The 23,667-nt window shown below is 28.4% G+C and carries 22 protein-coding genes; 4 read left to right on the forward strand and 18 right to left on the reverse strand.

Annotated elements, in window-relative coordinates; all coding sequences use genetic code 11:
- Positions 1 to 4: 4 nt before the first annotated feature.
- The 7 genes from AVBRAN12642_RS01575 to ccoG form a co-directional block, all read right to left on the reverse strand.
- Complete coding sequence (locus AVBRAN12642_RS01575) at positions 5 to 523, reverse strand: YqhA family protein (protein WP_214117232.1); 519 nt, start codon at positions 521 to 523, stop codon at positions 5 to 7.
- Complete coding sequence (gene ribD / locus AVBRAN12642_RS01580) at positions 524 to 1,537, reverse strand: bifunctional diaminohydroxyphosphoribosylaminopyrimidine deaminase/5-amino-6-(5-phosphoribosylamino)uracil reductase RibD (protein ID WP_250325123.1); 1,014 nt, start codon at positions 1,535 to 1,537, stop codon at positions 524 to 526.
- Positions 1,491 to 2,831, reverse strand: coding sequence for a TolC family protein (locus tag AVBRAN12642_RS01585; protein WP_336607330.1), 1,341 nt, complete (start codon positions 2,829 to 2,831; stop codon positions 1,491 to 1,493). Before AVBRAN12642_RS01585 ends, ribD begins: the two co-directional genes overlap by 47 nt.
- Positions 2,824 to 5,967: an efflux RND transporter permease subunit gene (locus tag AVBRAN12642_RS01590; RefSeq protein ID WP_336607331.1), complete on the reverse strand. Its 3,144-nt coding sequence runs from the start codon at positions 5,965 to 5,967 to the stop codon at positions 2,824 to 2,826. The genes AVBRAN12642_RS01585 and AVBRAN12642_RS01590 overlap by 8 nt, the downstream gene beginning before the upstream one ends.
- Positions 5,967 to 7,106: an efflux RND transporter periplasmic adaptor subunit gene (locus AVBRAN12642_RS01595; protein ID WP_239803546.1), complete on the reverse strand. Its 1,140-nt coding sequence runs from the start codon at positions 7,104 to 7,106 to the stop codon at positions 5,967 to 5,969. The genes AVBRAN12642_RS01590 and AVBRAN12642_RS01595 overlap by 1 nt, the downstream gene beginning before the upstream one ends.
- A gap of 65 nt (positions 7,107 to 7,171) precedes the next feature.
- Positions 7,172 to 7,765, reverse strand: a complete 594-nt coding sequence (locus AVBRAN12642_RS01600; RefSeq protein ID WP_214149795.1) for a TetR/AcrR family transcriptional regulator — start codon at positions 7,763 to 7,765, stop codon at positions 7,172 to 7,174.
- Positions 7,744 to 9,081, reverse strand: a complete 1,338-nt coding sequence (gene ccoG, locus AVBRAN12642_RS01605) for a cytochrome c oxidase accessory protein CcoG (protein ID WP_214117245.1) — start codon at positions 9,079 to 9,081, stop codon at positions 7,744 to 7,746. The genes AVBRAN12642_RS01600 and ccoG overlap by 22 nt, the downstream gene beginning before the upstream one ends.
- Positions 9,082 to 9,231: 150 nt before the next feature.
- On the opposite strand from ccoG, the gene rpsU reads away from it, so the two are divergent.
- From rpsU to AVBRAN12642_RS01625, 4 genes are read left to right on the forward strand one after another with little or no spacing between them, the layout of a single operon-like run.
- On the forward strand, positions 9,232 to 9,444 hold the full coding sequence (gene rpsU, locus AVBRAN12642_RS01610) for a 30S ribosomal protein S21 (RefSeq protein ID WP_214117291.1): 213 nt from the start codon (positions 9,232 to 9,234) through the stop codon (positions 9,442 to 9,444).
- A 34-nt stretch (positions 9,445 to 9,478) separates the two neighbouring features.
- Positions 9,479 to 9,895, forward strand: a complete 417-nt coding sequence (locus AVBRAN12642_RS01615) for a helix-turn-helix domain-containing protein (protein WP_214117248.1) — start codon at positions 9,479 to 9,481, stop codon at positions 9,893 to 9,895.
- Between the two features lie 8 nt (positions 9,896 to 9,903).
- Positions 9,904 to 10,467 carry a UPF0323 family lipoprotein gene (locus AVBRAN12642_RS01620; protein WP_214117251.1) on the forward strand — a complete coding sequence of 188 codons (564 nt, stop codon included), beginning with the start codon at positions 9,904 to 9,906 and terminating at the stop codon, positions 10,465 to 10,467.
- Positions 10,467 to 10,943 carry a methylated-DNA--[protein]-cysteine S-methyltransferase gene (locus AVBRAN12642_RS01625; protein WP_214142576.1) on the forward strand — a complete coding sequence of 159 codons (477 nt, stop codon included), beginning with the start codon at positions 10,467 to 10,469 and terminating at the stop codon, positions 10,941 to 10,943. Before AVBRAN12642_RS01620 ends, AVBRAN12642_RS01625 begins: the two co-directional genes overlap by 1 nt.
- 84 nt (positions 10,944 to 11,027) lie before the next feature.
- Here the strand turns inward: AVBRAN12642_RS01625 and AVBRAN12642_RS01630 are convergent, their stop codons facing one another.
- The 11 genes from AVBRAN12642_RS01630 to AVBRAN12642_RS01680 all read right to left on the reverse strand — a co-directional run bounded on the left by AVBRAN12642_RS01630 (position 11,028) and on the right by AVBRAN12642_RS01680 (position 23,663).
- On the reverse strand, positions 11,028 to 12,158 hold the full coding sequence (locus AVBRAN12642_RS01630) for a PrpF domain-containing protein (RefSeq protein ID WP_214117255.1): 1,131 nt from the start codon (positions 12,156 to 12,158) through the stop codon (positions 11,028 to 11,030).
- 11 nt (positions 12,159 to 12,169) lie between these two features.
- On the reverse strand, positions 12,170 to 13,246 hold the full coding sequence (locus tag AVBRAN12642_RS01635; protein WP_336607334.1) for a PrpF domain-containing protein: 1,077 nt from the start codon (positions 13,244 to 13,246) through the stop codon (positions 12,170 to 12,172).
- Positions 13,247 to 13,248: 2 nt separating this feature from the next.
- On the reverse strand, positions 13,249 to 14,106 hold the full coding sequence (locus AVBRAN12642_RS01640; protein ID WP_214119946.1) for an isocitrate lyase/PEP mutase family protein: 858 nt from the start codon (positions 14,104 to 14,106) through the stop codon (positions 13,249 to 13,251).
- 108 nt (positions 14,107 to 14,214) lie between these two features.
- Positions 14,215 to 15,549, reverse strand: a complete 1,335-nt coding sequence (brnQ, locus tag AVBRAN12642_RS01645; RefSeq protein ID WP_336607860.1) for a branched-chain amino acid transport system II carrier protein — start codon at positions 15,547 to 15,549, stop codon at positions 14,215 to 14,217.
- A gap of 18 nt (positions 15,550 to 15,567) precedes the next feature.
- Positions 15,568 to 17,805, reverse strand: coding sequence for a DNA translocase FtsK (locus AVBRAN12642_RS01650; RefSeq protein WP_336607861.1), 2,238 nt, complete (start codon positions 17,803 to 17,805; stop codon positions 15,568 to 15,570).
- Between the two features lie 67 nt (positions 17,806 to 17,872).
- Positions 17,873 to 20,161, reverse strand: coding sequence for a flagellin N-terminal helical domain-containing protein (locus tag AVBRAN12642_RS01655; protein ID WP_336607337.1), 2,289 nt, complete (start codon positions 20,159 to 20,161; stop codon positions 17,873 to 17,875).
- A gap of 44 nt (positions 20,162 to 20,205) precedes the next feature.
- Positions 20,206 to 20,733 (reverse strand): TIGR00730 family Rossman fold protein, encoded by a 528-nt coding sequence (locus AVBRAN12642_RS01660; protein WP_336607338.1) that lies wholly within the window; start codon positions 20,731 to 20,733, stop codon positions 20,206 to 20,208.
- On the reverse strand, positions 20,730 to 21,545 hold the full coding sequence (gene fliY, locus AVBRAN12642_RS01665; RefSeq protein ID WP_336607339.1) for a flagellar motor switch protein FliY: 816 nt from the start codon (positions 21,543 to 21,545) through the stop codon (positions 20,730 to 20,732). The genes AVBRAN12642_RS01660 and fliY overlap by 4 nt, the downstream gene beginning before the upstream one ends.
- The gene (fliM, locus tag AVBRAN12642_RS01670; RefSeq protein WP_214119942.1) at positions 21,538 to 22,638 is read right to left on the reverse strand and encodes a flagellar motor switch protein FliM; all 1,101 of its coding nucleotides are present in this window, start codon (positions 22,636 to 22,638) and stop codon (positions 21,538 to 21,540) included. The genes fliY and fliM overlap by 8 nt, the downstream gene beginning before the upstream one ends.
- Positions 22,631 to 23,326, reverse strand: a complete 696-nt coding sequence (locus AVBRAN12642_RS01675) for an RNA polymerase sigma factor FliA (RefSeq protein WP_442862352.1) — start codon at positions 23,324 to 23,326, stop codon at positions 22,631 to 22,633. The genes fliM and AVBRAN12642_RS01675 overlap by 8 nt, the downstream gene beginning before the upstream one ends.
- Complete coding sequence (locus AVBRAN12642_RS01680; protein ID WP_214117269.1) at positions 23,310 to 23,663, reverse strand: hypothetical protein; 354 nt, start codon at positions 23,661 to 23,663, stop codon at positions 23,310 to 23,312. Before AVBRAN12642_RS01680 ends, AVBRAN12642_RS01675 begins: the two co-directional genes overlap by 17 nt.
- Positions 23,664 to 23,667 lie beyond the last annotated feature (4 nt).

Genomic DNA, 23,667 nt, shown 5'->3' on the forward strand with positions numbered 1-23,667 from the left:
CTCCTTAGTGTTCTTTAGATTTATTATCACTTTTATGTAAAGCCCATAATCCAAGGCAAATACACATAATACCGATTGCTAAATAAAGCATATCCATACTTGAGCTAAATTTTAAATTAAGTGCGTGTTGGAAAAAATTAACAACTAAAACCATAATAATAACTTTACCAAGCTTGTCTTTTAACTCATCTAAACTATGAACTTCTAAAACCTTGCTTTGTTTGTATTGTTTAAATTCTTCAACATCGCTTATAAATAATTCATATATTCCAAAAGAAAATATATAAAAAACTAAAGCCATTAAATATAAATCAACAGCTCCAACTATAGTGCTTACAGCTTCTTCGTGAATATCAATATCAGCACCTAAAAAATAATAAGTATATGTAACTTTTATGACCTTATACACATCAAAACTAGCAATAAAAAATAACATAAAAGCACCTAAAAGACCAAAAATAACAGGTAAGATTGTAATAAACCTAGAATTTACTAGGAATTTTTCAAAATATTTTTCTAACATTTATTCCCTTATTTCATAAAATCCGAATTGTTGGTATTCGTGTGGTTTATTATAAAAATCTTTTGTAGTGCTTTGATAAATAGGACTTAAACTTAACTTAAAGTTATTTGAATTTTTATAAGTAGAATTACTTTGTTGTAAAAACAACCAATCTATTTGATTTTTGAAAAGTTCTAAGGCATTAAACCCGCCTTCAATCATTACAAATTTAATATTTTGCTCTTGCAATTCATCTTTTAATTTTAAAGGATTTTTACCAAAAATAATTTCTCTATTAGTTTTAAAAATATTTAGAGATTTAAAATTAGAATTTAAATCTTGAAAATATTTTGAAAATACTAATAAATTAGGTGCTTTTTTGCTGGTAGAATATCTAGCATCAAGCATAGGATTATCAAGTCTTAAAGTATTACCACAAATTATTAAATAATCTATATTGGTTCTAATTTCGTGAAAATATGTCCTTAAATACTCATTACTAATACTACCTTCATTGTTATAATTTAGATTAATTGCTAATTTAAATAAAACAAAAGGCTTATTATCTAGCCAGAATTTAAATGGAGCAATTAATTTATCGCATTCATCTTGTAAAATTCCAAGATTTACTTTAATTCCAGCTTGTCTTAATTCATTTATACCATTTTGAGAACTATCACTTGAGCCTATATTTACTTCTTTAACTTTATATTTTATTAATAATTCATGACAAGGTGGAGTGCGACCTTGCTTACTGCAAGGCTCTAAAGTTACATAAAAAACACTATCTTTTAAAGCATCTTTTCCATATTTTTCTAAGATTTCATTCACACATAATCTTTCTGCGTGAAATGTTCCTGCTTTTTGGTGTGCTTTAATACTTAAAATCTTGCCGTATTTATCTAATACTAGACAACCTACGGCAGGATTTGGATAAGTTAAGAATTGATATTTCCAAGCCTCTTTTAAGGCTAGGTTCATATAAAAATCACTTCCTAAATTCAAGTTTTTTAACTCCAATAGCTTTATAAGCATCAATTCCTGCAGTTATCTTGCCTAATTTTAAATCAATTTGCTCTATTAAGCTATTTTGTAAAGCTCTTTCGCTATCTAAGAATTCTAAAAAGCTGATTTCTCCTTCATTAAATTTAAGCTTATTAAACTCATAAATTTCTTCTTCTAGTTTTACTATTTCATCATAATCTCTTAATTTAACTTCGGCATTATTATATTTTAAAATAGCATCTTCTATTTCTTTTAACGCAGTTTTTACTACTTTTTCATAGCTTAATACTGCATTATCTTGAGCTAAATTTGCTCTAATTACTTGCTCATCAACATCACCTAAATTAAATAAAGGTTGTAACAAACTAGCAGTAATTGAGCCAACAGGGTCAGAAAATACATTATGTGTATCTCCACTCCAACTAACACCAGCACCTATTGTAAAGGTTGGAAAAAAGCTATCCCAAGCAATTTTTGCATTATTATGAGCTATTTTTACATCTAAAATTGCTTTTGCTATATCAGGACGATTTGTCATAACAGAGCTTGGTATAGTAGCTGGCATAACAAAATCTTCTATTAAGTTATTAGCAAATTTAATTGGTTCTTTTTCTTGATTTAATCCATAAACTAAAATATCTAAAGAATTAATATACAAATCTCTTTCTAATTTTAAACTTCTTAATTTAGTTTGATTTAGAGTAAATTGTTCTTTAGTTTGTAAAAGAACTGATTTTGTAATAAAGCCTAATTTATATTGCTCTTCTTTTAATTTTAAAGTTTTTTCATAGCTATTTATAAAGTCTTCTAAAATTTCTATTTTTTTATTAGTTGCTACAACTTGATAATAAAGTTTTGCGATACTAAATCCAATAGTTTGATAAGTATTTTCTACATCAAATTCGCTAATATTAGCACTATAAATAGCGTTATCTTTAGCCTTACCAAATTTATTTAATAAATCTATTTCATAAGATAAATTAAGACCTAAAGAATGTCCGTAAGTTGGCTTTTGGTGTTTAATTAATCTCTCATTTGCATTAATGCCAAGATTAATACTAGGCTCTCTTTTAATGCCAACACTTACTAAATTTGATTCAGCTATTAAAAGATTATTAATAGCCATTTTAACATCTTCATTGTTTTCCATAGCAATCTCAATCAAGCGATTAAGATTTGCATCATTACCTAAACTTCTCCAATCTTTAATTTCAAATTTAGTATTATTATCTAAATTATTTGGAGTTTTAAGCTCATAATTATTAACACTAGAGCAAGCAGCTAAAAATAAAGCTGCGATTGCTGATATTAAAAGCTTATTCATTAATTTGCTTTCCTTTCTTTTTAAAAACCTTATCATTTAAACTCTCTAGTAAATAGAAAAATAAAGGCACAAATAAAATAGATATACTAGAAGCTATAATAATACCACCAACTAGCCCTGTGCTAAGTGAGTGTCTAGCAGCACTACCTGAACCTTCGCTAAATACTAAAGGTAAAATACCAAAACCAAACGCTAAAGAAGTCATAATAATAGGTCTAAATCTAAGTTTTGCCGCCTTTATAGCCGCATCATAAGTATTTAAGCCGTGTTTATATTTTTCTTCCATAGCAAATTCAACAATTAATATAGCATTTTTTGCACTAAGACCAATTAACAATAATAAACCTATTTGAAAATATATGTCATTTTGCATACCCCTTAAATAAGTTGCTGCTAAACTTCCAAATACTGCAAAAGGAACTGCTGTAATTACTGCAAGTGGCATTAACCATCTTTCATATTGAGCTGCAAGTATTAAAAATACAAATACCATACCTAATGCAAATGCAGTAGAACCACTACCACTAGCATTTACTTCTTCATAAGAACTTCCTGCCCAAGCATAAGAATATTCATCTTTATTCATAGTTTCATTAAATACTTCAACTATAGCATTAATAGCATCTCCACTAGTATATCCTGGAGCTGGCGAAGCTGTAACTTTTGCAGCTGGGAAAAGGTTAAATCTAGTTACTGAAAACGCTGCTACACTTGGCTTAATATCAACAACACTAGCTAAAGATATGCTTTTGCCTTCACTATTTTTAACATAAATGTTTTCAAGACTTGTTCTTTTATTTCTAAATTCTTCATCGCCTCTTACATTTACTTGGAAATTTTTACCTAAAGCAGTAAAATCATTCACATAAACAGAACCAAAAATTAAATTTAAATTTGAATATATATCACTTAAACTAAGCCCTAAAATTTTAGCTTTTTTCTCATCAACACTTACTTTTAACTCAGGATAATCAGTATTTAAAGTCGTTCTTGCTTGAGTTAATTCAGGTCTTTTTGATGCTGCTGCAAGTAAAGTATCTATATCTTTTTTAATTTCTTCATAACTTTTACCTGATTTATTTTGCACATACATTTCAAATCCGCCTGTTAAAGAAAGCCCCATAATCGGTGGTGGATTTAAGAAAAATGCAAAACCATCAGGGTCAAGCCACATATTTTTCATCCAAGTATTAGCTAAATTTTCACTATCTCCATTAATACCTAAATCTTTTCTATCTTTATAATCTTTTAATGTAATAAATGAAATTCCAGCACTTGGAGAAAGAGCTGAACTCTCTACATCAAATCCATTTAAAGAAATCATACTTTCAACTGCAGGATTATTCTTAACCATATCATAGATTTTATTATTAAAGGCTAAAGTTTTATCTAGGTTGCTAGAAGATTTTAATTGTGATAAAACCAATACAGCACCCTTATCTTCGCTAGGAACAAGAGAGCTAGGAATAATTTTTAGTAAGGCAAAAATTCCATAAAAGAATATAGCAACCACTATTAAACTTGGAATTACATGTCTTAAAACTTTTGCAACTGCACTACCAAAAATATTAATACTCCAATCAAAAAAGTCATTAAATTTTTTAACTAAATAAAAAGGCTTATCTTCATGGTCTTTTAATAATATACCGCATAATGCAGGAGTTAGCGTTAATGCAACAAAACCTGAAATACAAACAGAAATTACAAGAGTAATTGCAAATTGTCTTTGAATTTGCCCTACAAATCCATCTAAAAATGATACAGGAATAAATACCGCACTTAATACTAAAACGATAGAAATTACAGGTCCGGTTACTTCATCCATTGCCATTTTAGTAGCTGCTTTTACATCTTTTGTAATACCACTTCTAAACACACGCTCAACATTTTCTACAACGACAATAGCATCATCAACAACAATGCCGATTGCTAAAACTAAAGCAAATAATGTAATAAGATTGATTGTAAAACCAAAAACATAAAGGAAAGCAAAAGTTCCAAGTAAAGAAACCGGCACAGCAATTAATGGAATAATAGTTGCACGAAGGTTTTTTAAGAACATATACATAACTATTAAAACAAGTAAAATAGCTTCAACAAATGTTTGAACAACTTCGCTTATACTATCTTTTACGAAATCAGTAGTATCATAAGGCATACTATAAGCAACACCACTTGGGAAGAATTTACTTAGCTCTTCTAATTTTTCTTTCACAGCTTGAGCTACTGCTATAGCATTTGCACCTGATTTTAAATTAATCATCATAGGAACCATTTTTTTGCCATTATTAAGTCCAGCAAAACCATAGTTTTTAGTTCCTATCTCTACTCTTGCTATATCTTTTAAATATAAAATATTTCCATTTGGAAGTGCTTTTATTATGATATTTTCAAAATCACTTACCTTACTAAGCTTACCTTTAGCACTCATTGTATAAACAAATGGACTAATTTCTTTCATAGGTAAATCGCCTATCGTTCCTGTTGGATATTGTGAGTTTTGTTCTCTTATAGCTGCACTTACAACAGCTGGATTTAAATCATATTTATTAAGCTTTTCTGAATCAAGCCAAATTCTCATAGAATAATCTTTAGCTCCAACTACTTCAGCACTACCAATACCTTCTAACCTCTTTAACTCTTCAGCCACATTTAATGTAGCATAGTTACTTAGATAAGTTTCATCACGGCTATCATCAGGAGAATAAAACGAAACAACAGCTAAAATATTTGAGCTAGTCTCATCAACACTAACACCTAATTTTTTAACTTCTTCAGGCATTTTTGCTTGAACGCTTTGAACTTTATTATTAACATCAATTAATGCTTTTGATGGGTCTTTTCCAACCTTAAAATAAACATTTAAAAACATTAAACCACTTGAACTTGAGCTTGAAGTTATATAAATCATATCTTCAACACCATTAATTGCGTCTTCAAGAATACTTGCTACATTTTGAGAAAGCGTAGCTGCATCAACGCCAGAATAATTAGCAGTTACCCTAACCGTTGGAGATGTAACATTTGGATATTCTTCAATAGGCAAACCCTTCATTCCTAAAATACCAGCAATAGTAATTATGATTGAAACAACTATCGCAAATACTGGTCTATATATAAAAAACTTAGAAAACATTATTGTTCCTTAGTCTGCTCTTTAGGAGCTTGCTTTTGCATCATCGCACCAAATTCTGCCTTAGTTGCTATTTTTGCGCCAGGATAAATCTTTTTATAATTATTTAAAATCAATTCATCATCAACTTTTAAATCACTTGTTTTTGCGTCAATTACGGCAATTTTCTCATCATCAAAAATTGTTTTAACATGAATTTGTTTTGTTATATTTTTGTCTTTAACAAATACATAATATCCATCAATATCTTGTAATAAATTTTCTCTACTAATTACAAAAGAATCATTTTGCATAATATTGCTTAGTTTAAGACTAACAAAGGTTCCTGCACTTAATTCTTGATTAGTATTTTCAAAAACCGCATAAGCTTTAGTGCTTGCTAATTCATTATAATTTGATATAAACTCAACTTTACCTTCATAAGTCTTACCATTTAAAGTAAAATTAGCTTTTGCACTTTTTAAATCATTATTATTTCTTTTAATTTGTTCCATATTTGTATCTGATATAAAAAATGTAGCTTTTAAAGTATTTTGATCTACAATTTTTACTAATTGAGTATTATTTGCATTAGCATAGCTTCCAGCATCAACTAACGAAGCTTGCACATATCCATCAAATGGAGCTTTTACATTAGTATAATCATAGTTTAATTTAGCTATCTTATAAGCTGCATTGGCTTTATCTAAACTAGCTTTTGCACTTTTAAAGGCTGCTTCTTTTGTATCAAATTCTTTTTGACTAACTGCTTTTTTAGCATATAAGTCTTTAGTTCTATTATAATCAGTATTAGCGTTTTCGTAGTTTGCTTTAGCAACACCAACATCAGCTAACGCTAAATCCAAACTAGCTTTATATTGCTCATCATCAATCTTATATAAAATTGTTCCTTGTTTTACAAAATCGCCATCTTTAAATAATATTTTTTTAATCTCGCCCGATACTTTTGGCAAAACTACTACATCTTTGTTAGCTTCTAATTTCGCTGCATATTGATAATAAATTTCAGCATTTTCTAAACTTACTTTTTTAATATCTACAATAGAAGGTGGCATTTCTTGCTGCTTTTGCTCTACCTTGTCATTGCAAGCTGTAAATAATAACAAGCTAGCAACGAAACTTAATTTAATAAGTCTTTTCATAAATTTTCCTTGTTGTAATTTTAAATTTTAAAGATGTAATTATAATTACATTTAAGTTAATGAAATTAACGCAAAGCCCTTAAAAATAAGATATTGACATTTTTTACATGCTCACTTAATTCATCTTGTGTAAAGATTTCTTTAGAGTTAAAAATCAAATCAAAAATCTTATTACTTCTAATCATAGAGCAGTATAAATTAGCTAAATTATAAGCACTTATTTCATTTAGAATTTCTTTTTTAATTTTTTTCTCAAATACTTCACATAAAAATCTAATTATTACATCTTTATCTGCTTTTGCACATTCTTGTTTAAAATTAATATCTTGATAAGTTCTTTCAAGAACTAATCTTAAAAATTTTGCATTATCTTCGCCTATAAAAAAATTACAATATTCATTACCAAATACATTTAAAAAATCTGGTAAATCCAAGTTGGCTTTTGAAGAAATCATAATTTTTAAATTCTCTAACCTAGTTTCTGCCCTAAATTTTAAAGCCTTTAAAAATAAATTATTTTTATTTTCAAATTTTTTATATATCGTCGCAAGAGAACCGCCAGTTACTTTAACAATATCATTTAAACTTGTATTTTCATAGCCCTTTTCTAAAAATAGTTCAAGGGCTACTTTTAAAATTATTTCTTCTTTTCCTTCCATTTTTTCTCCTTAGGATATATAAATATTGTATCCTTTATGGTAAATATTTTATCATCATCTAAGGCATAAGCTCTTATATTAATATGCTTATGATGTTTTTTAACTTTCTTAAGCTCGCTTCTTAAAATAACAATTTGTTTTAATTTCTCACCAGCTTTAACTCTAAAATCTTTTTTAGGTTTTAAAATACTAATATCATCATCTAATATTTCTAAATAAAATCTATGGTCTTGCTTGCTAGTATTGTGAAATAATATAACATAGGCATTATCAACATAGTTTTCATCTTTATTTATTGTATATAATTCAGTAGTTCTATTTATATTCATAAGCATAGTTTCTTTGCTACCAGCCGTTAAAACTAACCCAATAAACATAGCACACAATACAACTATATAAACAATAGTTCTAAATCTAAAGAATTTAAGTTTTTCTTTAGTTTTTATTTCTTTTGTGCTAGACCAAGATATTAATGATGGTCTATTAAATCTTGCTTGAACATTTGAACAAGCATCAGCACATTCAAGACAATTTATACAATCAAGTTGCATTCCTTTTCTAATATCTATATGAGTTGGACATATTTTTACACAGGCTTCACAAGCTATACATTCTCCACCTATTGGTTTTTTTATAATTTTTTCTCCATCTTTATAAATAATTCCGCCACGACTTTCATCATATATAACACTTTTTGTGTCGTTATCAAACATAACGCTTTGAATTCTTGCATAAGGACAAATATAAGCACAAAAATTCTCTTTAATAAAAGTAATATCGAATGTTATAAATAAAGATAAGCATAAAACAATTCCAAATAAAAGTAAGTGTTCATTAAAATGGTCAAGATAAGTAAAGAAATCTTCAGGTGGAACAAAATACCATAAAAAATTACTTGCAGCAATTAAGCTAATTGGGTAAAACACAATAACACTTGCAATTCTTGCAAATATTTTATTTCTTGGTTTATTTTGTTTATTTTTTCTGCCACTATAAATTCTAAATAATTTAGTTTGTATTAAATCTCTAAAAATTATTCTAAATATAGTTTGAGGACAGCCCCAAGCACACCAAACTCTACCAAGTAAATTTGTAATAAAAAAAATAAATACAAACATCATAATTAATAAAAATGGCATTAAATACAACTCATTTGTATTAAAAGATATGAAAAATAAATCTAATTTTTGTTTATCAAAACTAAGCAAAAATAAGTGATTACCATTTATTCTAATAAATGGAATAATAAAGATAATACAGGTAAGTAAAACATAAAATGTAGTCCGCTTTTTAAAATAATTTGTAATATTTCCCATTACGCTCTCCTTAATTTTAACTTAATTTGTAATTTTAAGATAATTTTAGTCTTTAAAAATTAAGAATAGTAAATTAAAAAATATTTTGTTTATTAACAATTTTTTTATAAATTAGCACTTTTAATTTTACAACGAAAGGAAGTGATTGCCGTGCCAGGGATTAAAGTTCATAATAACGAATCTTTTGACGAGGCTTATCGCAAATTCAAAAAGCAAACTGATCGTAACCTAATCGTAACAGAAGTTAGAGCAAGACGCTTTTTTGAACCTATGACTGAAATTCGCAAAAAACAAAAAATTTCAGCTAGAAAAAAAATGCTAAAACGCCTATATATGTTAAGACATTACGAAGCAAAGCTTTAATAAAAAGGGGTTATCCCCTTTTTAAAGGTTAGAAATGAAACTCTTAGTAAAAGACGCCGCAAAATACTTAAATATCAGCAAAGAAGCTATTTATAATAGAATTAGAAGAGGCACTTTAAAATCAATAAAAGAAGATAATAAAACCTATGTTTTAATAGAACCAGAACAAAATAGTTTAGCTATTAAAGATGAGCTATTAGAACAAATAAAAATCTTAAAACTAAGCAACGAAGAATTAAAAAAAGAAAACGAAGAATTAAAAAATAAAATAAATCTACCAGTAATTATAAAAGCAAAATGGATTTTAATAGATGAATATTTATTAAGATTTAAGAAAAAAAAGCGTGAAAAAATAAAAAAATATCTAATATCAAGGCTTTTTAAAAGTAAAAAAATAAAACTAGAAAACAATCAAGTATTTATAAGAAACAAAAAATTATCAAAGATTTAGGAGGAAAAATGTTTAAGAATTTAAATAACTTAACTTATAAAGCGTCTTTAACTGCAATTGTAGCTGGTTCATTATTAAGTGCTTGTGGTGGTGAAGAGCAACAACAAGCTAAAGGCTCATTTTTAATAATAGAAGAATATGCTCCTAAACAATACAGAATTAAAGATGAATTTCCAAGCGATGAAACAAGAGTAGTTCTAAAAGAATTAAATGGAAATGAAAGAGTATTAAGCAAGGCTGAGATGGATGAGCTAATAAAAGCTGAAAATGCAAAAATAGAAGCAAATCAAAGCTCATTAACAAATGAAAGTATTGGTTCAAATCATTCATTAGGCGAAGTTTTGCTAAGCTCTGTAGCAGGTGCAATAATTGGCTCTTGGATAGGCAATAAGTTATTTAATAATTCACATTTTAATGCAAACAAAGCTACACATTATCAAAACCCAAGCACATATCAAAGAAGTGTAAATAGCTTTAAAAGCACACCTAGTGCAGGAGCTTCAAAAAGTAGTGGATTTTTTAAAAGCCAAAGCACAAGTGGTGCTAGTAGTTCTGGTAGTTTTGGCTCTTAATGTATATTGAAATTATAAAATTTAAAAACTTTATAGTTTTAATAAAAGCTAATGATGAGTATTTGATTTCAGTTGATATTACAAATCTTGCTACTTTAAAAGAAAAACCAAATCAAATAACTTCATTAGTAAAATCTGAACTTTTAAAGTATTTTAAGGGAGAAGATTTTGATTTTACAAATATAAAACTTAATCTTGATAAATTTTCTGCTTTTACAAAAGAAGTTTTAAATGAACTTAAAAATATACCTTACGCAAACACTATAACTTATAAAGAATTAGCATATAGAATAAATTCTAAAGCCTATCGTGCAGTAGGAACTGCATTATCAAAAAACCCTTATTTAATAATACTACCTTGCCATAGAGTAATTCGCTCTGATGAAAGTCTAGGAAGATTTACTTGTGAAGTGTCTAATATGAAAGAGTTTTTAAATAAACACGAAAAAAACAATATCAAATCAAATAATTTTTAAAGTATTTTATAAGCCATTATTAATTTATAAAATACTTAATCCTAATTTAAATTCCAAAAAAGGAATTTAAATTAGAAATTTAACTTAATAATCTTTTCTAGTAAATACATAGCCTTGCATTAAGCATCTTGCAGTCCTAATCACACTCACGCTATCATTATCAATAAATCCCGTAATTGTCCCACTTGGATGAGCTATTACTAATTCATTAGAAAAGCTACTTAAATGCTCATTAATTAATGTACCTTGTGTCTTTGCTGCCATTGAAATACATACCGTTCCTGTAACTGCAATTGATGGGTGTGGGCGTTGCATACTCATCATTCTAACGCATACATTTATATCATTTTTTGATATTTTAGCACCACTTGTGCTAGTGTAATCTTGCACGAAATCAACCAAACAAGCTTTAGGCACTGATGGATTTTTTGCTGTTGCTTCTTCTTTTTTTGCTAAGCCAATTAGCTCACTTGCTATGCTTCTTACTTCTTCAATTTTATCAAGCTCGTTTTGAGAAATTTCATCATATATGTTGCCACTTAATAAATCTTTAGCTCTCATAAACACAAGTGCTGCTCCAGCATCTACTATACTAATTTCAATATTGCCAAAACTTGTATTTACAACTTGTTTTGCAGAATTTGTAGGCAATAATCCTTTATTCATAGAGCCTTCAGGATTAATAAAACCTAATTTAATTTCACTAGCTGTATTTGGCACTCCTGCTATTTTAGTATCTCCTGCTGGTTCAAAACTTTTTAAATCATCGCTTAATTTGAATCTAGCTTTTAAATATTTATTTGTATTAGTATTTAAAATCCTAACGCAAATTATTTTATTTTCTAAATCACACTCATCTTTTATAATGATTTTTTCATACATTTTAGAATCATTTAAATCAATCAAACCCAAATCATAAGCAAAAGCACCAACGCATGAGCTAATATTTCCACAATTACTATTAAAATCAACCATTTCTTTATCAATATTTACTTGAGCGAAAGTATAAGTTAATTCATTATTTTTAATATCAACTATAGCTACCTTTGAAGTTACTGACGCAGCACCACCAATTCCATCAATTTGCTTTGTAGCAGTTCCCATAACATCAGCTAAAAACTCGCCCCATTTAACTCTTGCTGGCATATCCTTTTCATAAAAACAAGCAGCTTTAGATGTGCCACCTCTATAAATACTACATTTAAATTTCTTCATATTTTCTCCTTTTAATTAATGTAAATAAATCCGTCCATTATTCTTCTTGCACTTCTTTTAAGTCCAACACCTATGATTTTACCACTTTCTATCTCTACGCTAACATCTACTACGCCTAAAAAATGTTTAATTTTTACATCTTGAATACCATTTTGTATCATAGTTAAACCACTAAGCTCATTTGCTAAAGTGCCATTTTCTAATGCTGCAACGGCTAAATTATATAATCCACTAGCAGGCGAGCTTTTGTGAAGATTTCTAAGGCTTAAAACCCTAATTCCTATATCAAATTCACTTTTATCATCAGATTTAAAAAGTGCTGCTATTTTTGGTATAGCTTGATTGTTTTCTAAATCATTTTCATCTTTAGCAAAACCTAATTTAATAGCATAAAAATCTCTTAATTTGTTTAAATCTTCAATAGCTTTTAAAGCACTAAAATCATTATAATTTAAATTAAAATCTAAATCAAATTCCCTTGCATCAACATATAAAAATGGATTTATTAAATCAAGTAAAGTAGCTCTATAACCATTAAAATTGCTAATTTTTCCTAATGGATATTTAAGTCCTGTTTGCTCAGCCCCTGCATTTTTAATAAAAACATCAGCCAGCTCACAACCACCAAAAACTCCTTGCATAATACTAGAGCCTTTTTCTACAAATTCTCCATCTTTAATCTTAGCTTTAAATTCAATAATTTTTTTAATATTTGTATTGTAAATTCTAACACATACATTGCTTGCAAACCTATCAAAACTAAATAACTTTTCATTAATGGCATAAGCTCCAACAGCAGCTATTAAATTCCCGCAAGTGCCCTTATTATCTATACTATCTTTCATAACCCCAGCTTGAAAGAATTCCCACTCAATATCATAATTTTTATTATTTACACTTTTTACAACGCATATTTTATTGGTTGATGATATAGAACCACCTAGCCCATCAATAGCGTTTTGGTTATGACAATCAATGGATTTTTTAAATATATCAGCCCAAGTGCTTTTATCTTTAGGCAAGTCATTTGCGTTAAATATTAGCCCCCTACTCGTGCCACCCCTATAAACACTGCATTTAATTTTCATAATTATCCTTTAAATTTATTTTCTATATCCATCCACTTATCAAATTCACATATTCTATTTCTTTCTTTCATAGAAATCATTAAATGTTCTGCATTATCTGTTCTGCCTGTAGTTTTTAAATGATTTAATAAATCATTCATACCTTTAATAGCAGCTTTTAAAGTAGCATTTGCATAAAGGACTATATTAAAGCCCATTTTTTGTAATTCATCATTGCTTAATATCGGAGTTTTGCCACCTTCTACCATATTTGCAATATGATAAGCTTTTACTAATTTAGGAAGACTTGCCATTTGTTCTATGCTAGTAGGAGCTTCTATAAATAATATATCAGCTCCGCTTTCTAAATACGCATTAGCTCTATTAATAGCATCATCAAAACCATTAACAGCAATTGCGTCTGTTCTTGCAATTATTAAAGTATCATATTCTAAAGCGTCTTTACAAGCTTTGATTTTCGCACACATTTCATCTTGAGATATTAATTTTTTCCCATCAAAATGCCCGCACCTTTTTGGTAGTTGCTGGTCTTCTATTTGAATTGCTGCTATTTTGTTTTTACTAAATTCTTTTGCTGTTCTATAAACATTTAAAGCATTGCCGTAGCCATTATCTATATCTGCTATTACGGGAAGATTTGTAGCGTCGTTTATTCTCTTTGTATTTTCTAACATTTCATTCATACTAACAAGTCCTATATCAGGAAAACCAAACTGCATATTTGCCATACCTGCTCCTGTAGCATAAACAACTTTAAAACCTGCTAATTCAATAAGTCTTGCATATAAAGCACAAGAAGCTCCTGGTGCTACTAGAATTTCTTGTGAATTAAGTGCTTCTTTTAAAATTTTTGCTTTCATTAGCACTCCTTTTAAAAAATGCTTAATCTTAACACAAAATTTTAATTTTTGATATTAATTGTTAATTAATAAGAAATAAGTGTGTAGAATTGTAACAAGATGATTTAATTAAAAATCATCTTTTTTACTAAAGGCATTAATAATATATCCCAATATAAACATAACAATCACAGGTATAACCCAGCCAAGCATAGATGAGTAAAATGGCAACATTTCTAAATATTTAGCTATACCTAAATAAGATAATATTTTTTCATCATTTATGCTTAAAATTGAGCTATCAATTGCGTTTAAAATTCCTATAAAAGCCGCAGTATAAACGCTAAATCTATAAATGATTTTGCTCTCATTTATTAAATTATTTATTAAAGATAAAATTATTAAAACTATAGCTATTGGATAAATCGCTATTAATATAGGAACGCTTACTTTCAAAATCTGCGTTAAACCTTGAATTGATAAAACAAAACTAGCAACTACCCAAATAATAACCCAAGTTTTATAAGAAATCTTAGTAACACTACTAAAATAACTAGCACTTGAGCCAATCAAACCAATCGTAGTAGTAAGACAAGCAAGTAAGGCAGTAAAACCTAAAATAAATCTACCAAAACTACCAAATAAATCATCACTAATTAATGATAATAAAATAGCCCCATTACTAGCGTCTTTAAAGGTATTACCATAAACATAGCCTAAATACCCTAAAGCAAAATAAACTATCATTAAAATAATTCCAGAAAATAATCCTGCTTTTATAGTAAGTAATGATAATTGATGTTTATTAGTAACTCCTAATGATTTTAAAGCTCCAACAACACTAATCCCAAATACTAAAGCAGCAAGCGCATCCATAGTCTGATAGCCTTCTACAAATGCTGTTGCTACTGGGTGGGTAGTGTAATTTTGATTAGGAATGCTAACATTTACTTCTGAATAAATTAAAGTGCATATAAAAAATACTGCTATTAAAATAAGTAAAATCGGTGTTAAATACTTGCCTAATGTATCTAACATAGTGCTAGGATTTAAGCATATATAATAATTAAGTGCAAAATATATAAAACTATAAAAAGCTAAATAATATACATTATATTCATTATCAACAAAAGGTAAAATCATTATTTCATAAGGCATAGTGCTAGCTCTTGGAATTGCTACTAAAGGCCCTATGGTAATATAAATAACTGCTACAAAAATTACTGCAAATGTTACATTTACTCTACTTGCTAATTCTTTTAATGTTCCTGCTTTAGCAACTGCAGCAACGCCTAAAACAGGTAAAGCAACACCTGTTACACAAAAAAACAAAATCGCTAAATAAAAATTACTCCCCGCATCCATTCCTAGTTTTGGTGGCAAAATAAAATTCCCAGCACCAAAAAACATAGCAAACAGCATTAATGCTACTACATAAAATTCTTTTTTTCCTATTTTTGTCATATTTCTCCTTAGATTTTTTTATAAAAGACTTCTCACACCTTTTGAATTAGGTTCGCTCAAAATTCCTTGCTTTTCGCACTGCTCTACAATATTAGCAGCTCTATTGTAACCTATATTTAATTGGCGTTGAATATAAGAAATACTAGTTTTTCCACTCTCTTGCATAATTCTTACAGCTTCACTGAATAATTCATCTACACTATCATCATTATTTTTAACATAGGTTTGAGTAAAGCTTGAATCTTGTAAAATACTCTCATCATAATTTGCTTTTTCTTGTTTTTTTAGGTGCTCTACTACTCTAATTATCTCTTCTTCACTTGCAAATGGAGCGTGCAATCTTACTATCTGACTTGTTCCTGGTGGAGTAAATAAACTATCTCCACGACCAAGCAAACTCTCAGCTCCTTTAGAATCTAGTATAACCTTACTATCAACTCCAGTTCCAACTTTATAGCTTAATCTACTAGGTAAATTTGCCTTAATAAGACCTGTTATTACATCTACACTTGGGCGTTGTGTAGCTACTATTAGATGAATTCCTGCTGCTCTTGCCATTTGAGCTAATCTTGCTATATAAGTTTCTACTTCTTTTCCGCTAGTCATTATTAAATCAGCCAACTCATCAATAATAATTACAATATAAGCAAAAGGCTCAAGTCCTAATTTAGGTGCTTTTTCATTAAAACTCTCAATATTTTTAGTATAAACGCTAGCCATTAATTCATATCGTCTTTCCATCTCTAAAACCATATTTTTTAAAGCTAAAGTTGCTTTTTCTGCTCTTGTAATTACAGGAGTTAATAAGTGCGGAATATCATTATACATTGAAAACTCAAGCATTTTAGGGTCAATCATCAATAACCTTAAAGTCCTTGGGCTATTTTTATATAAAAGACTTAAAATCATAGCATTAATACCCACACTCTTACCACTTCCTGTAGTTCCTGCTATTAATAAATGCGGTAAGCGTTTTAAATCGGTTACAAAAGTATTTCCTACTATATCCTTACCTAAGGCTATTGTTAATTTGCTTTTAGATTTTGAAAATAATTCATCTTCAAAAATAGTTCTAATATTAATTGTTTGAGAAGTTTTATTTGGAATTTCAATCCCTACCACATCTTTTCCTGGAATTGGTGCTTGAATTCTAATACTTGTAGCCTTAAGTGCCATAGCTAAATCATCAGCTAAGCCTGAAATTTTGCTAAGCTTTACATCAGCAGCAGGTCTAAACTCAAATGTAGTAACCACAGGACCCCAATATGTTTTAACCACATCTCCATCAATCTTAAAATGCTTTAATTTTGCTAAAAGCTCGTTTATTTTCTCATCAAGTTCATCTTCATTAATTATTATTTCTGTAGTTACGGCTTTATCTAATAATTCCACACTAGGTAACTCAAAATCTCTTGGTATTTCAATCGCTCCTAATTCAATATCTTTTAAAATTGCTTTATTTTCTTCAAGCTCATTTAAAATCTCTACTTTTTTGCCTTTTTTAGGGACAAAACTTTGAGAATCTTGCTCATCTACTATCAAAATATCTTGAAAATCATTAGAATTTAAAACAGGAATTTCATTTTGTATTTCTTCGTTTTGCTCTACTGATTTTTCTTCTTTTATTTCGTTTTTAACTATTTTAAAATCATCTTTATTAATGCTATCTTTGTTTATTTTCTGCATTAAAGGCTCTAAAACTATTTTTGGCTCACTAATTATTTTGCCTTGTTCATTTGTAAAATTAATTTTAGTCTTTTCATCTTCTTTAGGAGTTTTTGCTTCATATGATTTTACAAATCTAATATTGCCTAAATCGCTTAAAATTTCTTCTTTTGGTTTTGATTTGTCTTCTTTAGGAGTTTTTATTTCTTTTATGATTTTTTCTTTTTTAATAGGTTTTTCTTTACTTTTAAAAAGATTTTTAAACTTATCTTTATCTTGTAATTTTGAATAAATATAAGAATGATTAAAATAAATTAAAACAAATACAAGCAAGATAAAAAATACAATATTTACAAAACCTAAAAAGCTAATAATTCCAAAATCAAAAACACTAGAAAAAGGTAAAGATAATATCAAAATACTACAAATTATATTGGCTAATATTTTTAAAGCATATTTAAAAGATTTATATACAAATAAGTAATTTCCTACAAATGCTAATAAAAAAATATAAGAAAGATTTCCAAAACAAATTCTTAAGCCCTTGCTAAAATAAGCACTTGCTAAAAATAATCCATTAGCTTCGGGCAAAAACAGCCCGAAACTAAAATAAAATAATATAAATGAAACAAATATAAATATAAATTCTTTTTTCATCTTACATATAATTTAATAAGCTTAATTTTGAAACCTGCGCACTAGCTTGTAAAGTAGCTTGTAAGGTAATTGTCGCTTGCATTAGCATTAATTGGCTTTCTACAGGGTCTGAATTAAGAACCTTCGCCTTAACTTGTTCAACATTTACTTTCATTAAATCTGCTCTATCTTGAGAATTTTGAATACTTGTTTGAGTTGCACCTATTTTTGTATGAACTTTATTAATATGATCTTGTAAATGGTCAATCCTTTTTAAAGCTCCTTGAATACCAACACTTTTTAACAATTCAGGATTATTACTATCTGCTCTATAATTTCCATTTCTAACAGCTTCTATCATCTTATCAAGGTCTTTTATAATATCAACCCTACCTTCATCAACAATTAAAGTAGAATTTGTATTGAAATTAAACAAATCTCCCTTTTTAGAACCTTCAGCAATTGGCAAACCATTAGCATCATTTCCAAAATCAAATTCATCTTTATTCATAGTATTAGCGTCAAATATAGCTAAATCTATTTTAGTAGTAGTCGCACCTTTGTCTATTAAAGTCATTTGACCTTTTTCATTAAGACCTACATCAACTGAATTTTTAGAATTAATTAACAGCCTTTCTAATTCTGCTTTATCATCATTATTTAAAATCATAGGAGAATTAGCTTGATTTGGATATTTTTTAACTAATTGATAATCTTTAGTTGGGATATTATCACTAGCAAACATAGAAATAATATCTCCTAATTGCTTATATGTTATATTTTCAGGATTTGTTTTAACACTATCTGAAATATGCTGATTATTATCATAAACCACATTTGTAATAGGTAAAGTTACTTTTTTATCTTGACCATTTTGTTTATAACTAGCCGTTGCAGTGCCTTGAGTAATATTAAAATCTATTGAATAATGCACCTTATTTTTTGAAGTAATTTCTAGTTTTAAAACACTATCAGGTCTTGTAGTATCATTTGGATTTAGCTTTAATGTTCCTTGCGAAGCCTCAACTAATTTAGTCTCATTAGTAGCTACATTATTATTTTTATCTACTTGAGCTATGTTTGAGCTTAAGATATTATCTTTTTTACTAAATAAAGACCTAGAATAATCAATCCCATCGCTAGTAAAAGAAGTATCAATATTACCTGTATTTGTAAATTCTAAAACAAAAACATCATTATTATTTCTTAAATCATTTGGATTAGTTACACTTGCTAACTCACTTTTAACAGGAAAAGGAATGATAGGCATTGGTGGTGTATCAGGTATTTTTGGTGGATAAATTTGTCCGAAATCATCAGCCTTAGCAGTAGCTGCAAACATAGAAAAATTAATTCTACTTTCTTGATTTTTTAAATCAGTAATTTCTATTGTTCCATTATTGCTAAGCGTTACATCTACTACTTTATTTTCTTTAGTATTTCCGTATAACTCACCTATTTTACTAAGCATAGCACCAACATCTTCATCAGCACCCATCTTAAACTTAGCTTTAAAACTCTCACCATTTCCCTTAGTCCCACGAACATAAAAATAAGTATCAGGAAATCTTCCTTCATCATTTTTTAAAAAATGATCATTCACATTAAGCTCTTTTCCATTAGCTTGTGGTTTTAAATATTCTTTACCAATTAAGTCTTTAATCTTACTATCTTGAGTAATATAATGCACTTCTTCTGGTTTATTAATATCATATCTTCTATCAACCAAACGAACATTTGTGCTGATTATTTTTTTGTAATCATTATCAACACCTTTCATAAGCTCCTGACCTGAAATATTGTAATCATTATACACATTAGACCCTAGTAAAACTTGCATATTTTCATCATTGCCATAATAATTACCCTTTTCATCAAAAGGCTTAGTCCCAACATTAGTTCCACTGAATAAATATTGTCCATTAATACTTGTATTTGCAATATTTACAATATGATCTCTTATTTTTTGTAAGTCATTTGCTAAAGCGTTTAAAGAAGTATCAGAATGAACTTCGTTTGCACCTTGAATTAATTTGTTTTTAAATTGGTCTAGTGCCTTACTCATTTCATCTACTGCTTTATCAGAGTTTTTTGTAATATTTATAGCTTTACTAGCAGCTTCGCTAATTTGCTGAAATGTAGAAATCTCATAAACAAGTCTTGAACCTTCTGAATAAATTCCAGCGTCATCATAAGATTGATTAATCTTCAAACCACTTGTTAATTGGTTATTTGCGTCATTTATCATATTTTGCTGACGCTGAAAATTGCCTAAATTTTGTGAATAAATATAAGAGCTTGTTATTCTCATTCTTTTTCCTTGTTAATAATCTTTAGGGTATATCGGTAAAAAAATTATTTTATTAAGTCTAAAACTTCACTAGGTGTATTTGCTACGCTAAAAATATCTAAAGAACTCTCATCAATTGCACCGGAATTTAAAAGTGTATTTTTAAAAAAATCAACTAATGGTTTAAAAAATTCTTCGTTATACAAAATGATTTTATAATTTCTTAATTTTGTTTGAGCTAAGGTTAAAACTTCAAATAATTCATCTAAAGTTCCGTATCCACCAGCACAAACTATCATTACATCATTTTGCATTAAGGCTTTTTTTCTTAAAGATAAATCGCTAAATTCAATAGATTTAGTGCAATATTCATTTAATCTTTGTTCCATTGGTAATTTTATATTAATACCAATACTCTCAACCCCGCCAACTAAAAAAGCAGCTTTATTAGCAGCGTGCATAATACCACCGCCACCACCTGTAGTAATGCTATAGCCGTTCTTTGCTAGAACTTCACTTAATTCAAAAGCGTCTTTATAATATTTATTATTTTCATCAAATCTAGCCGAGCCAAAAATTGTAACTGATTTCATCTAAGACTTTCTAACCTTTCTTTTTTATCTCCGATTTTAGTAATTTGCACACCAAAATTTCCATCAACAATAACAACTTCTCCTTCAGCAAAACATTTATCCCCAACTAATATTTCTAAAGGGTCATTTGCTAATTGGTCAAGCTCAATAACAGAACCTATATCCATTGTTAAAACATCTTTTAAAAGCATTTTTTTACTACCAATTCTAACTCTAATCGGAAGCTTTACATCCATTATTAAATTAATATTTTTTAACTCACCCAAATCCATTTTAGGTGCACTTACTTCGCTTTCTTTTGTAGAATTTGAATTAGGATTTAAAAGCTTATAAGCTTTTTCATTGATAGCAAGACTTATTTGCTCGTTTAAATCATTGATATTTACATCATAAAAATAAATTTTATAAAACTTAGATAAATCACACTCATCAGTCAAAAACTCACATTTTTCTAAGCTAAAATTAAATTTAGGCAAATCCTTTTGTGCATTTAATGAAGTTGAAAATGCTGAAAATATATTGCTAATTGCTTCTTTGCTAGCGTCAAGCTCATCTGTGCCTAAATTCTCATTCATTGAGATTTCTTCTTCACCCATCATCCATTCAGAAATCGCACTCATTAAAACTGGACTTGATAAAAATGCAAATTCTTTATCTTCGCTTTTAAAAGCAGCTTTTAAAATAGGTGGTTTTAAGGCATTGTTTTTAATATCAAACTCACTATATTCGCTAAATCTAGCACTTTTTCCTGTAAGCCCTTCAATAGTGGCAATACATTCATTTACAAATAAACCTAAAAACTCATCAATCATTTATCTTATCCTCATCTTCCATTGACAATTCTTCTTGATTTTCTACTACTTTATCAAATTCTGCAGCCTTTGTTTTACGCTCTAACTCATAAGCTTCAAGTATGTTTTTAACCTCATCTTTATCAGTTTTAATTAAATCTAAAATCTTAATTGATTTTTGGTATCTATGAATACCAAATTGAGCTAAAAATACATCTTTTCCATCAACGCTCACAATAGCTTTATCATCAGCATTTCTATTTAACTTAATAATATTTCCATTCTCAAGTCCTAAAAATTCTTCTACGCTAATAAAAGCCTTACCTAAAATCACTTCATAGACCATATCAGCACGACCTACTAAGGTTTTGATTTCTTTATTTCTACTTTTTTTAGCACTTGTTTCGCCTAGCATTACATCACGATTTGCTAAACGACCTAAAATTGGTTCTAAATAAATTACAGGATAACAAATATTAATCATACCACTATTATTACCTATAGTAAGCTCCATTACAACCATTATTACTATTTCGTTTTGGCTTACAATTTGGACTACACTTGGGCTACTTTCTTTAGCTTCTACGCTAGGATACATATCAGTAATTATTGACCAGCTTTCTTTAAGCCTACCCATCATAATTCTTAAAATACTATCAAGTAAATTAATCTCAATATCTGTTAATTCTCTATTTTTTTCACTTCCTTCTCCAGCTCCGCCTAATAATTTATCAATCATAGGAAAGGCAATACTAGGATTTATCTCTAAAACACAAGTTCCATCTAAAGGCTTGATTGAAAAAACATTAAAACTAGTAGGATTTGGTAAAGACATCAAAAACTCACCATAAGTCATCTGATCAACTGAATGTAGCTTTATTTCCACCATACTTCTCATCATTTGAGAAATTTGAGTAGCAAGGCTTCTTGCTAATTTATCATGAATTCCTTTTACTGCACGAAGTTGTTCTTTACTAACACGATTTGGACGCTTAAAATCATATATTATGATTTGCCTTTCATCGTTTTCTTTCTTTACTTCAGGGACACTATCGGCTGAATCAACGGAATTTAAAAGTGCGTCTATTTCTTCTTGAGATAAAATATCAGCCATCAATTAGCCTTTTTCTTAATGTATTAATTACCCTACTTTGCAACTGCGATACTCTTGATTCGCTAATTTGCAAAATTTCACTAATTTCTTTTAAACTAAGCTCTTCATAAAAATATAACTGAATAATCAATTGTTCTCTTTCATTTAATTCTTCTAAAACTTCGGTAATTTTTTCTAATAAATTTTCTTTATCAAGTCTTTCATTAGCGTCTTCATCGCTTAATACTTGTAATTGTTCATCTAATGGAACGATATAGCTAATTGATTGTGCTAATCTTGCTTCTTTAATCTTATCTACTTCTATACCTAATTCACTTGCTAAATACTCATCACTTGGTTCTTCATCAAAATCATTTATATAATCATTTATTATTTTTTCTATATCTTTTACAATTTTTCTATTGCTTCTGCTTAAAGTATCAAGACTTCTTAAAAAATCAAGCATAGAACCATATACTCTTTTTCTAGCATATCCCCAAAAATTATCATTTTGTAAATCATCATAGCGTCTTGCTAATTTGATTAATTCTTCAGTCCCAACACCTATTAAATCATTAACATCAACACTAGCAGGCAAGCGTTCTTTTAATCTAAATGCCATAGCTCTTAATGCTGGTTGATATTTAACAGCTAATTCATCTTGAGCATTTTTTAAAGCACTTGCATACGCATTAAGCCGCTTTTGCATTATATTTCCTTGCAGGTTTTGTTTGTTTTTTGATAATTTCTAATTCACTTTCTACACTCTGAATAATCTTATCCATTCTATTTTCTCTAATCTCAAGCTCTTTTATAAAATGATTTGTAGTATTTTCGTAAGCAAATTTATCAAAAGTCCTACTACCTAATTTCTTCGCATCAACAAAATTAAGAACAACAAGATGGATTAAAATATAAAAAACAAAAGTAGTAAATAAGGTAAAACCTATCATCATAAACGGATCATCAATCTTAAATACAGCACAAATAAAACCTATAAAAAATCCACAAACTGTAACAAAAGCAATATAATTATCCGTTCTCATATAC

The sequence above is a fragment of the Campylobacter sp. RM12642 genome (assembly GCF_020137635.1).
Classification (GTDB): Bacteria; Campylobacterota; Campylobacteria; order Campylobacterales; family Campylobacteraceae; genus Campylobacter_E.

What these genes read in the sequence shown, in the direction of transcription:
- AVBRAN12642_RS01575 (WP_214117232.1), bottom strand. Translation starts at nt 523, where the DNA reads ATGTTAGAAAAATATTTTGAAAAATTCCTAGTAAATTCTAGGTTTATT.
- ribD (WP_250325123.1), bottom strand. Translation starts at nt 1,537, where the DNA reads ATGCTTATAAAGCTATTGGAGTTAAAAAACTTGAATTTAGGAAGTGAT.
- AVBRAN12642_RS01585 (WP_336607330.1), bottom strand. Translation starts at nt 2,831, where the DNA reads ATGAATAAGCTTTTAATATCAGCAATCGCAGCTTTATTTTTAGCTGCT.
- AVBRAN12642_RS01590 (WP_336607331.1), bottom strand. Translation starts at nt 5,967, where the DNA reads ATGTTTTCTAAGTTTTTTATATATAGACCAGTATTTGCGATAGTTGTT.
- AVBRAN12642_RS01595 (WP_239803546.1), bottom strand. Translation starts at nt 7,106, where the DNA reads ATGAAAAGACTTATTAAATTAAGTTTCGTTGCTAGCTTGTTATTATTT.
- AVBRAN12642_RS01600 (WP_214149795.1), bottom strand. Translation starts at nt 7,765, where the DNA reads ATGGAAGGAAAAGAAGAAATAATTTTAAAAGTAGCCCTTGAACTATTT.
- ccoG (WP_214117245.1), bottom strand. Translation starts at nt 9,081, where the DNA reads ATGGGAAATATTACAAATTATTTTAAAAAGCGGACTACATTTTATGTT.
- AVBRAN12642_RS01615 (WP_214117248.1), top strand. Translation starts at nt 9,479, where the DNA reads ATGAAACTCTTAGTAAAAGACGCCGCAAAATACTTAAATATCAGCAAA.
- AVBRAN12642_RS01620 (WP_214117251.1), top strand. Translation starts at nt 9,904, where the DNA reads ATGTTTAAGAATTTAAATAACTTAACTTATAAAGCGTCTTTAACTGCA.
- AVBRAN12642_RS01625 (WP_214142576.1), top strand. Translation starts at nt 10,467, where the DNA reads ATGTATATTGAAATTATAAAATTTAAAAACTTTATAGTTTTAATAAAA.
- AVBRAN12642_RS01630 (WP_214117255.1), bottom strand. Translation starts at nt 12,158, where the DNA reads ATGAAGAAATTTAAATGTAGTATTTATAGAGGTGGCACATCTAAAGCT.
- AVBRAN12642_RS01635 (WP_336607334.1), bottom strand. Translation starts at nt 13,246, where the DNA reads ATGAAAATTAAATGCAGTGTTTATAGGGGTGGCACGAGTAGGGGGCTA.
- AVBRAN12642_RS01640 (WP_214119946.1), bottom strand. Translation starts at nt 14,106, where the DNA reads ATGAAAGCAAAAATTTTAAAAGAAGCACTTAATTCACAAGAAATTCTA.
- brnQ (WP_336607860.1), bottom strand. Translation starts at nt 15,549, where the DNA reads ATGACAAAAATAGGAAAAAAAGAATTTTATGTAGTAGCATTAATGCTG.
- AVBRAN12642_RS01655 (WP_336607337.1), bottom strand. Translation starts at nt 20,161, where the DNA reads ATGAGAATAACAAGCTCTTATATTTATTCACAAAATTTAGGCAATTTT.
- AVBRAN12642_RS01660 (WP_336607338.1), bottom strand. Translation starts at nt 20,733, where the DNA reads ATGAAATCAGTTACAATTTTTGGCTCGGCTAGATTTGATGAAAATAAT.
- fliY (WP_336607339.1), bottom strand. Translation starts at nt 21,545, where the DNA reads ATGATTGATGAGTTTTTAGGTTTATTTGTAAATGAATGTATTGCCACT.
- fliM (WP_214119942.1), bottom strand. Translation starts at nt 22,638, where the DNA reads ATGGCTGATATTTTATCTCAAGAAGAAATAGACGCACTTTTAAATTCC.
- AVBRAN12642_RS01675 (WP_442862352.1), bottom strand. Translation starts at nt 23,326, where the DNA reads ATGCAAAAGCGGCTTAATGCGTATGCAAGTGCTTTAAAAAATGCTCAA.
- AVBRAN12642_RS01680 (WP_214117269.1), bottom strand. Translation starts at nt 23,663, where the DNA reads ATGAGAACGGATAATTATATTGCTTTTGTTACAGTTTGTGGATTTTTT.